The 11,166-nt window shown below is 61.4% G+C and carries 5 protein-coding genes; 2 read left to right on the top strand and 3 right to left on the bottom strand.

Annotated elements, in window-relative coordinates:
• Position 1 precedes the first annotated feature (1 nt).
• Entirely contained in the window at positions 2-496 is a 495-nt protein-coding gene (locus tag V3W27_RS05085; RefSeq protein WP_027613705.1) for a DUF934 domain-containing protein, read from the bottom strand.
• Positions 480-2,138 carry a nitrite/sulfite reductase gene (locus V3W27_RS05080; protein WP_041072694.1) on the bottom strand — a complete coding sequence of 553 codons (1,659 nt, stop codon included), beginning with the start codon at positions 2,136-2,138 and terminating at the stop codon, positions 480-482. Before V3W27_RS05080 ends, V3W27_RS05085 begins: the two co-directional genes overlap by 17 nt.
• Positions 2,139-2,662: 524 nt before the next feature.
• On the opposite strand from V3W27_RS05080, the gene V3W27_RS05075 reads away from it, so the two are divergent.
• Complete coding sequence (locus V3W27_RS05075; protein ID WP_330206070.1) at positions 2,663-3,736, top strand: ABC transporter substrate-binding protein; 1,074 nt, start codon at positions 2,663-2,665, stop codon at positions 3,734-3,736.
• Between the two features lie 6 nt (positions 3,737-3,742).
• Here the strand turns inward: V3W27_RS05075 and V3W27_RS05070 are convergent, their stop codons facing one another.
• A complete protein-coding gene (locus tag V3W27_RS05070; protein WP_007967863.1) occupies positions 3,743-3,961 on the bottom strand; it encodes a DUF2970 domain-containing protein in 219 nt (72 codons plus the stop codon).
• 177 nt (positions 3,962-4,138) lie between these two features.
• Here V3W27_RS05070 and V3W27_RS05065 point away from each other — a divergent pair, with 177 nt between their 5' ends.
• The gene (locus tag V3W27_RS05065; protein ID WP_330206069.1) at positions 4,139-11,155 is read left to right on the top strand and encodes an NEL-type E3 ubiquitin ligase domain-containing protein; all 7,017 of its coding nucleotides are present in this window, start codon (positions 4,139-4,141) and stop codon (positions 11,153-11,155) included.
• Positions 11,156-11,166: the final 11 nt, after the last annotated feature.

The following is an 11,166-nucleotide window of genomic DNA, read 5'->3' as shown; positions in this document are numbered from 1 at the left end:
GTCAGCGGCGACGGAACAGCGGCAGCGGTTCGTCAGTGGCGGCCTGGTAGGTCACCGAGAAGTCTTTCAGGCTTTCCAGTGCCTCGTACGGGTCCTTGTCGGCGCGCAGGGCGAACGCATCGAAACCGCAACGGTGCATGTAGAACAGCTGGTCGCGCAGCACATCGCCAATCGCCCGCAGTTCACCTTTGAAACCGTACCGGTCGCGCAGCAGGCGGGCGTTGGAGTAGTTGCGGCCATCGGTGAAGGCCGGGAAGTTCAGGGCAATCACCTGAAACTGATCCACGTCGTCACCGATTTCCTCGGCTTCTTCGTCGGCGTCCAGCCACACACCCAGCCCGCCGTCGCGGGCCTTGAGCGCGTGAGCATGATCGCGCCACAGGGCCAGCGGCACGATCAGGTCGTCGCAGTTGGAGATGCCGTCGAGGGTCGCGTCCTTGGGCAGCAAGTGCCAGGTTTCGTCGACCACCTCGTTGTTCTTAATGATTCGCTGCATAGACGCGTTCCTTGAAGAGGTCGATGCCAATACGCTGGTAGGTGTCGATGAAGCGCTCGTCTTCGGTACGTTGTTCAACGTACACGTCGATCAGCTTCGAGATCACGTCCGGCATGTCGTCCTGGGCGAAGGACGGGCCGAGGATCTTGCCCAGGCTGGCGTCACGGCTGGCGCTGCCACCGAGGGACACCTGGTAGAACTCTTCACCTTTCTTGTCCACCCCAAGGATGCCGATGTGGCCGACGTGGTGGTGACCACAGGCGTTCATGCAACCGGAGATGTTCAGGTCCAGCTCACCGATGTCGAACAGGTAGTCCAGGTCGTCGAAACGGCGCTGGATCGATTCGGCGATCGGGATCGACTTGGCGTTGGCCAGCGAGCAGAAATCACCACCCGGGCAGCAGATGATGTCGGTCAGCAGGCCAATGTTTGGCGTGGCGAAACCGCTTTCACGCAGCTCGCCCCAGAGGGTGAACAACTGGCTCTGCTCGACGTCGGCGAGAATGATGTTCTGCTCGTGGGACGTGCGCAGTTGACCGAAGCTGTAGCGCTCGGCCAGGTCGGCGACGGCGTCCAGCTGCTTGTCGGTGATGTCGCCCGGCGCAACGCCGGTCGGCTTCAGCGACAGGGTCACGGCCACATAGCCCGGCTTTTTGTGCGCCAGGGTGTTGCGCGAACGCCAGCGGGCGAAACCCGGATGCTCTTTGTCGAGTTCGGCCAGGGCGGCAGTCTGGTTCTCCAGCGCCTTGTAGTCCGGATCGACGAAGTGCTTGGCGACGCGATGCAGTTCGGCTTCGGTCAGTGTGGTCTGGCCGCCGCGCAGGTGCTCCATCTCGGCATCGACTTTCTGCGCGAACACTTCAGGGGTCAGCGCCTTGACGAGGATCTTGATCCGCGCCTTGTATTTGTTGTCGCGACGGCCATAACGGTTGTACACCCGCAGGATGGCGTCGAGGTAGCTCAACAGGTCCTGCCATGGCAGGAATTCGTTGATGAAGGCGCCGACCACCGGGGTACGGCCCAGGCCACCGCCGACCAGCACACGGAAGCCCAGCTCGCCGGCGGCGTTGTGGACCGGCTCCAGGCCGATGTCGTGGACTTCGATGGCCGCACGGTCAGCGGTCGAACCGTTGACGGCAATCTTGAACTTGCGCGGCAGGTAGGCGAATTCCGGGTGGAATGTAGTCCACTGACGGACGATTTCGCACCATGGGCGTGGGTCGATCACTTCATCGGCAGCGACACCGGCGAACTGGTCGGTGGTGACGTTGCGCAGGCAGTTGCCGCTGGTCTGGATCGCGTGCATCTGCACGGTGGCCAGTTCCGCGAGGATGTCCGGGATGTCTTCCACCGCCGGCCAGTTGAACTGCACGTTCTGCCGGGTACTGATGTGGGCGTAGCCCTTGTCGTAGTCACGGGCAATCTTGGCCATCATGCGCACCTGACGGGAAGTCAGTTGGCCGTAAGGCACCGCCACGCGCAACATCGGCGCGAAACGCTGGATGTAGAGGCCATTTTGCAGGCGCAGGGGGCGGAATTCTTCTTCGCTCAGCTCGCCTGCCAGATAGCGTCGGGTCTGATCACGGAACTGCTTGACGCGGTCCTCGATGATCCGCTGATCGTACTCGTCGTATACGTACATATAAGTCCTGTTCTCAGGCTTTGGGCTACTCGGAAAACGCTGCGTTTTCGCTTGCTGGAGTCCGATGGTGCCTCGGCAATTACGCGCGCACGGCCGCGCACTCCCTAACGGAGCCGGGGCAATATACCCGTTTGCAGTTATGCGCAAAAGTGATGTTTGAGTATATGTAAAGAACCAAATCGCCTAACGAGAATAGTTGTTGATTAACCCACATTTGTCGCGGGGACAATCATCGTCTTAACTGTGATCGAGTCTTTCTGCAATCACCGATAAAACCGACAAGAGGCGATGCAATGAGCAATCCGACCAAGGCAAGAAAAAGCGATAGCAGTGTCGATGCATGGGCCATTCTGTTCCTGATTATTCTGGTAGTAGGGACGGCGGTATTCTGGGTCAGTCATCAGTAAACGACCGATTCGGGCCCGCTTCCGACGATTGTCGGACAAAAAACGGGATCAGGCGTCAATAGTCGCTGGTTCGAGGGCTATAATGCGCGGCCATTTTTCCTTGGGCCCGGATCATTCATGTTGAAGTTTTTCCACCTCAGCCTGCTGCTGTTCGGTGCGGTTTTCGGCTCTTCGGCCCGGGCCGAGTCGGTGCTGTTCCTCAATCCTGGGTCAACTCAGGAAGCCTTCTGGGTCAGCTATTCGCAATTCATGCAGGCGGCCGCCCGCGACCTGGGCGTCGATTTGCAGATTCTCTATTCCCAGCGCCAGCCCGAATTCACCCTGGCTCAGGCCAGAGTTGCCCTGCAGGGACCGAATCGTCCCGACTATCTGGTATTCGTCAACGAGCAGTACGTGGCGCCGCAGATCCTGCGTATGGCGGAGGGCAGCGGGGTCAAGCTGTTCATGGTCAACGCGGTGCTCACCCCAGATCAGCAGGCGCTGATCGGCGAGCGTGCCGATCGCATCGGCAGCCTGGTGCCGAATGACGAGGAGGGCGGCTACCTGATGATGAAGGAGCTGATTCGCCTGCATCCGCCGGTGGCGCGGGGCGAACAGATCGAAGTCCTGGCGTTTTCCGGCCTGAAGATCACCCCGTCAGCGCAATTGCGCGAGCAGGGCATGCAACGCGCTCTGGCCGAGCATCCGCAGGTTCGACTGCGGCAACTGGTGTACGGCGGCTGGACCCGGCAACGTGCCTACGAACAGGCGCGGCAACTGGTCAGCCGTTATCCGAAGGTGTCGCTGGTGTGGGCAGCCAATGATGAAATGGCCTTCGGCGCCATGCATGCGTTTGCCGAAGCCGGCAAAGTCCCCGGCAAGGACGTGCTGTTCAGTGCGGTCAACACCTCGCCCGAGGCGTTGCAGGCGGTGGTCGATGGACGCTTGAGCGCGCTGGTGGGCGGACACTTCACGCTGGGTGGCTGGGCGCTGGTGGAGTTGCATGATTACGATCAGGGCGTCGATCTGGACCGGTATGGCGGACGTGACCGGCAATTGTCGCTGCTGCAACTGATCGACAAGCATCAGGCACAGCAAATGCTGGCCATGGGCGCGTCGCCGGATTACGGCGTGAGTTTTCGCAAGTTGTCGGCCAAGGGCCACCCCACGTCGTATCGCTACCCGTTCAGCCTGCAGATCCTGATGCACTGAACCCTGTCAGACCCCGGCGAAATGCAGTACCAGCTTGACGATGACAAACAGCGTCAAGGCGAACACGGCGGTGAAGCCGATCCCCAGGATCACAAAATGGCTGGGCTTGCCATGGGTGAAGTCCCTTGCCCGGTTCTTCCCGCTTTGCACGCCGAATGCCGCAGCCATCACGCTGTGCAGCATCTGCCAGAAGCTCGGTGGCTTGTTGTCGACTGGATCGTCCATAAATCCCCCGTCCGAAAGGCTGTCCCGACAGCATAGTCAATCCAGCGGGTTGTGCCGTGGTCGCACGCGGGTTCCAGACTTGTCCGGTAACACGTCCATGCCGATACGATAACTATGTACCGCAGATCACCGCGGCGGACATGGTGTCCTGTCCTCCCATTTTTCAGGAGAGACAGGATGTCCACTCATCCCCCGACATTGCCCCGCGCGCCGGTCAGCGCCAGCCTTCACGGCAAGCTGCTGGAGCAGCTGATCCCCGATTGGCTGATTGCCGCTTCGCCCGCACGGCGAGCCGCGATGAAAGCAGCCAGTACCCGTCCAGCGCACGGCTATCACCATTTCTCGAATGATCAGCAACAAGCCTTGAAAGACCGTGTCACGGCGGCCTTTGTCGCCCAGACCCGGCTCGACAAGACCATGGCCGGCCTTGAAAGCATCGATGCATTTGCCCAGGCGCTGCTTGGCAAGGCACTCAAGGATCAGTTCAACGTCACGGTCGATCTCGGCAAGACCTTGCTGTGTCTCAGACGGCCCCTCGAACTCGGGGTGCTGGAAGTTGAAGTTTCCACGTTCGAAGTGTTGAAGCTGCCCTTGCTGCAAGCGGCATTGCACAACTTCGAGGCTCAGGAATGTGAAGCGGGTGCCTATCACGCCAGATCCGGTTTCGTGGTCGAGACGGCGACTCCGGGCGAATTTCAGGCAGTAGACATCGGCATAACGGTCGGGCAGTTTCTGACGCTGTGTCGTTCGCTGGACGTCGGTGCCCGTTATCAGGCAAGGATCAAAGCGTTTTTCGAGAAAACCGACACCTTGCGCCGGCACTTCATTGCCAGCCAGAAAACCGCGTTGCATGCCGCCGCTGAATGGGCGCTGCTGAAACAGGACATCGAGCCCGCCGACTACCGGATGATTCTGTCGGTGGTGGACGGCCAGATCCATCCGCAGCTCGGCGGCAAGGCCGTGTGGTTTCGTGATCTGAGCCTGATGAAGCGGCGGATGACCGGTTGCGTGGTGTTCAGCATCAGCGAGCGCTACCGCTACACCAACGAGTTCATTGTCTACATTCCCCATGACCCGCAACACCCACTCAAGCGTTACACCATGGCGCAGATGCGGGAGGTGTTCAAAGGCAAGTTCACCGCGACTGACCCTACGGCTTCCGCGCCAGGCGCGACCGCTTACCAGCAGTTTTTCAGTCAGTTCGTGGCTTATGCCGACCGTCCTTACTATTTCAGTCAGTTCACCCAAAAGGCTGCGGACTCGCCGAGTGACCCGTTGCATTCGATCTGGGTCAAGGTCGCACAGCTGATACCGCCACTGTCGACCATCGCGCGAATCAAGGAGCTGCCACCCGAAGCCCCCGGCAAGCGCGAGCCGCAGCCTGACCCGTATCTCGACCCGTTGCCAACCACGCGCAAAGGCGTGGCCGGGATCTGGGCCGACAACACCGATCTGTGGCAGTACCTCTATGAGCAGCACCAGGCCAAATTTATCGCCGACGCGCGTGCGCATGCCGTGCCCACAGCGGACGTCGACGCCCGGGTGCGGGCTGAAAAGCTCAGTCATCTGCTCGAACTCGGCATGATGGCGTTGAACATGGTGTCGATGTTCGTCCCGGTACTGGGCGAAATCATGATGACCGTGATGGCCGGGCAACTGCTCTATGAATCATTCGAAGGCGCTATCGAATGGTCGGAAGGTGATCGCCAGGCTGCCAAGGCGCATCTGGTCGATGTCGCGCAGAACCTGGCGCTGATTGGCGTGATGGGCGCGGTCGGCAAGGGCGCAGGCCGACTCCAGGCGGCCTCCGCCGAGCCCGTGATCGAGCACCTGCAGCCGGTCGAACGGCCTGACGGTTCGGTCCGCTTGTGGAAGCCTGACCTTGATGCCTACGTCAGCGATAGTGTCCTGCCAGCGACTGTCGTACCCGATGCGCAGGGCGTGTATCGATTCGATGGCAAGACCTTCATTCGCCAGCAAGGCAAGGTCTACCAGACGCACTACGACGAGGCCTTGAATAGCTGGCGCATCCGCCACCCGCGTGATCCTGCAGCGTATCAACCGATCCTGGAGCACAATCGACTGGGGGCCTGGCGCCACAATCTCGAGCGACCGCTGAGCTGGGATCGGCTGACTCTGCTGCGGCGCATCGGTCACTCGACTGAGGCGTTTTCGGATGCGCAACTGCTCGAAATCGCCGATGTCAGTGGTGTCAGTGATGAGGCCCTGCGTCAGATGCACCTCGATCATCAGCCAGCGCCACTGGCCCTGGCCGATACGCTGCGCCTGTACGAGGCGGATCAGCAGGTTGGGCGGCTGATCGATCAGGTCGAACGAGGGGCCGCCCTGGATGATTCGTATCTGTTGACGCTGCCAATGCTCACGCAAATGCCGCGCTGGCCGAGCGGGTTGATTCTGCAAGTCTTCGACGGAGCGCAGCTGTCCGGCCCCAGCCGGCTGTTCGGCGCAGAATCAGGCTTGATCGAGGGCCAGACGCATACACCGATCCAGGTGACCCGCGCCGAAGTGCTCGACGGCCAATTGCCTGAGCGTATTCTGGCCGCGCTGGATGAGCCGCAAACACGTTGGCTGCTGGGCGCCGAGCCGGCGCGTGTGGTCGCATCCCGGCCGCTGGAACTGCGCAAACAGATCGCCGATTACCTGCGCACCCGGCAACCGGCGATGTTCGACAGGCTCTATGACGAGCCCGCGTTGAACGACCGGCGAATCGCCAGGCTGCAAGCCGCGACACCGGGGTTGGGCAGTTCGGCGGCAATCCGCGTTCTGCTGGAGGCGAACGCCGAGGAGCTGGCGCGCCTGCAAAGCGGCAAGCGGGTGCCGTTGCGCCTTTTGGAGGTCTCCCGTGAGTATGCCCGGCAGCGCCGCTTCAACCACGCGGTCGCCGGCCTGCACATGGAGAATTCCGGCGGCAGCGAAAGCCAATGGCTGGCCTTGCGCGCCCTGGAACGACTGCCGGGCTGGTCGGACGAGGTGCGTCTCGAGGTGCGCGAAGGCAGCCTCGACGGGCCGTTGATTGACAGTATTGGCAGCGAAAGTGCCGGCCAAACCAAGTATCTGGTCAAGCGCGGGCCGGTCTATCAGGCGTACAACGAGCGCGGCGAAGAGCTGAACAGCATTCCGCGTCACGGCGACAACTTTTTTGCCTCAATCCTCCATGCCTTGCCCGACCAGTCGCGACAGGCCCTGGGTTTTACCCAGGTTGCGCGTAGCGCCGGACTGCGTCGGGCACTGATCCGGTATGTGGCCCGACACCGTGCCGAACTGGCTCGACTGGCGAGCAGACGCCATGGCCACAAGAAGCGCTTCAAGGCGCCGGTGCGGGTACGCCAGCACGGGCTGGGTTATTACGCCAGCGGTCGTGGCGAAGGCGTCAATCCGTTGCTGGTGACGCGTGTGCAGGATGTGTATCCGGCGCTAACGGATCAGCAGGCGGGCGGGTTCATCCTCAAACAATTGGCCGCTGGGCGGACTGACGCACAGATCTACGAACTGTTGCAAAGGCGCCTGCGTGAATGGCAGGAGCTCGAATCGACGCTGGCGCAATGGGAAGGTGTGCCGGCCCCGGAGCCGACGCTGGAGTCGATGATCGGCGGCCGATCGAGCGTGGTGCGCAGCCTCAAGCAGAGCTGGCGCAATTCGCCGCTGGCCGATAGCCGCGCGAGTGCCGCACGCCTCGATTTGACCTGCGATGACCCGTTGCCGGTGCTGACGGCGGACTTCTCGCATGTGCGCGATCTGCGAGTCAGGGGGCGCTGCATCACCGATGCCAACGTCGATGAACTGTTGGGCAGTTTCCCCAGGCTCAAGTCGCTGCGCATCAACGCCACCGCAGAAGCGTTCACTAACGTGCCGGTGGTGTTGCAGAACCTGCCGGAATTCACTGACCTGACGCTTTACAGCGCAATGCCCTATGCCGCCGATATGCCGGCACGCCTGGCTCAATTGACCCGGCTGGAAGCTTTGAGTGTCAGCACCGCGAGCTATCAGCCGCTGGCTTTCGACGTCAGCGGCATGCGTAATCTGCGCACACTGGAAATCGTCGCCTATTCATTGTTCGACTGGCCTGCGGGTGCGCTGGAGTTGCCGGCCCTGGAGCGTCTGAACCTCAGGGACACCGGAATCAGCACCGTGCCGGCAACACTGTTGCAGGGGCATGGAAAACTCTGGTCGGGGCTGTCGCTGGACTGGTCAAAATTCTCCCGGGAAAACTTCACAGGCGTGTACGAATACGTCAAGACCCATCCAGAACACCTGATCGACCGTGAGACGATGGTCAGGGATTATTGCCGCGGCGAGTTGCGGCGCCTGGGCGAGGGCGTGAATCAATCACCCGAGGGGGTGTTCAATCGTTTCTTCGAGCAATGGCCGGACGAGCAGCAGCGTTTCACCGCGATCAATGCCTTGAGCGATCAATATGCTGCGCTGGATAGCCAGCTCAATCAGTGGCAGCAGCGCGTGGTGGTGTCGGAAGAGTCGCTGCGCGAACTCGTCGCGCGATCAAACCTGGCGCATGTCCTGAAAACCAGTTGGCGCAAGGGCATGTTCAAACGCTACGGCGCGACCATCAGTGCTTCGACCCTGGACTTGTCGGGGCTGATGCTCAGCGAACTGCCGGCGTTACCCGCTGACGCATTTGCGCATGTACGCACGCTGCTGCTCAACGGCCAGCGCGTTGCGGCCGCGCAGATGCGCGGTTTCCTCAGTGCGTTCAGCGAAGTGCGAACCCTTGATCTGAGTGACAATGCCTTGCACGAATGGCCGATCGAGTCGCAGAGCCTTTCGCGCCTGGTGCACCTGGATCTGGCCGACAACCAGTTGACCGTCGCTTCAGGCCTGGAGCGCGGATTGAGTGAATTGCCTGCGCTCGAACAGTTGAATCTGCGGAATAATCCGCTGAGCGAACTGAACGTTGGCAGCCTGCAGCGCTTGAAGGCCCTCGACCTGCAGGCAACGCACCTGCAACAGTGGCCGACAGGGGCCGAAGGTCTGCCGCAACTGGCGTGGCTGGATCTGCGCGATACCCGTATCAGCACGTTGCCGCCTGCCGTACTCGAGAGCACCGCACTGCTCAATATCAACCTGACCGGTGCGCCGCTGACCGCAGCGGCGTCGGCTGAATTGCGTCTGGGGCAACTGCGGCTCGAGCACACCCTCGGCCTGCCTGCCGGCGCGCTGGATGCGTTTGCCCGGCAGCCGGTGCCGGCGACTTTTCCGCCGGCGGAGAACGGTTTGTCAGTGGCCCGCCAGTTGCTGCCGCTGACGCAGGCACCTGTCAGTACCGGGCTGACACGGATGCGCCAGAACCTGCAGCGAGTGCAGCCGGCCCTTACCGATGAACAAGCCACGCAATTGATCGAGGCGCTGCGCAATGAGGGTGCGACCGAAGTGCAGATCAGCGAGCGGATCACCGGCTGGAGTCAGACCTTTGAAACCCTCGTTCGCCAACTCAATGGCTGGCTGTATACCCGGGAAACCCGTGGCGTCGATTGGGTTATCTCCTCGCAATCACGCAGCCTGGCGGCGTGGCGCATCCTCACCTGCTGGCGCGCACGGTTATCGGTTGCCGGGGTCGATGCGGTTCTGGATCTCAACGGCCTGCAATTGGGCGATCTGCCGCCGCTGCCTGAGGACTTTGGGCATGTCGGCAGTTTGAACCTGACAGGCACACGAGTGACGGCCGAGGGCAGCAACGGCTTTCTCAAGGCTTTCACCCACCTGCGCAGTCTGACCCTCAATGGCAATGAGCTCACCGCGCTGCCTGATGCCGTCCGGCAAATGCCGGAGCTTGAGCGACTCGAGCTTGCCAGCAACAACTTCAGTGACACCGAGCATCTGTATGCCGCGCTGTCCGGTCTGCAGCATCTGCAGGCACTGGACCTGGGCTACAACCCTCTCGATGCGTTCGACGTCAGCTATTTCGAGCATTTGCAAAGTCTGGATCTGCGCAACAACAACCTGGCCGAATGGCCGGCCGGGACGCTGGATGCCCAGCACCTGCGGACACTCAACCTCAGTCGCAACGACATCACCGCCATTCCCGAACAGGCGCTGGACGGTGAGCACGATGAGCTGATGGACGGCACCGACCTGACTGACAACTACAACCTCTCGGAGGAATCCCTCGAAAGGCTCAGAACCTATCAGGCTGCGGGTAACCGCCCGCGAGTGCTCGGTTTTTCCAGTTCCGATCTGGAGGAAATGGCTGACGACGTTGCCGGCGGGCTGAGTGAAACCACCGACAGCATCGAGTCCGACGAAACCCTTCCGGGCGAACAGGCCCATGCGCAACAGAAAGCGCCGTGGCTGGCGAATCTGCCGGCGGAGCAGGCGTTGGCACGCGACAGGCTCTGGGATCAACTCGCTGCCGAACCGGATAGCGCGGCATTCTTCCATTTGCTTGATCGATTGCAGGACACCCAGGAGTTTCGCGTGGCCAACGCCGATCTGACCCGACGGGTGTGGATGGTCATGGAAGCGGCGGCGGCCAACAGTGAGCTGCGCGAGGTGATTTTCGCCGGTTCGGCCACACACGGGACTTGCGTGGACGGGCGCATCCTTACGTTCAGTGGTCTGGAGGGCAAGGTCTTCACTTACAACGCCTTGCTCGATTTACCGGCCGGCCGCCCGGGCATCCGTGGCGAGGCCTTGTTGTCGCTGTCGCGGCAGCTGTTTCGGCTGGACAAGGTCGATGAACTGGCAAAAGCGGCGGCGGCGCGCAGTGGTTTCGACGAAGCCGAAGTCCGCCTCGGTTATCGGATCGGTCTGACCGGGGGCTGGGACGATGGACTGGAATTGCCCGGGCAGCCGAAAAACATGAAATTTGCCTCCGGTGTCACCCCGCAGCAGTTGGTCAATGCGCGGGCCGAAGTGGTCAGCGCGGAACGCTCCGAGAGATTTCTGGAGGACCTGATCCAGCGCGATTACTGGCTGGACTATCTCAAGGAGCAGCAGCCCGAAGCGTTCAGACAAATGGATGAACTGCAGTTGATGGAGGAGGGCGAGGACGAAGGTCTGAGTGCTGACGATCCGCTGTATCTGAGCAGGTTGTTCGACCAGGCAGCCGCGCGAAATGCCAGGCTCATCGAATTGTCGCGAGATGAGATCGAACGGATCGGTTTGTCTGCCGGCAACGCACAAATGCCCGGTACGTCCGGGCAAATGTCAGGCGAGTAAAACCCGCTGAA

This window comes from Pseudomonas sp. AM14(2022), from assembly GCF_036346455.1.
Classification (GTDB): Bacteria; Pseudomonadota; Gammaproteobacteria; order Pseudomonadales; family Pseudomonadaceae; genus Aquipseudomonas; species Aquipseudomonas putida_A.
Note: the sequence above shows the minus strand (reverse complement) of the source record. Positions and strands in the feature narration are given on the sequence as shown.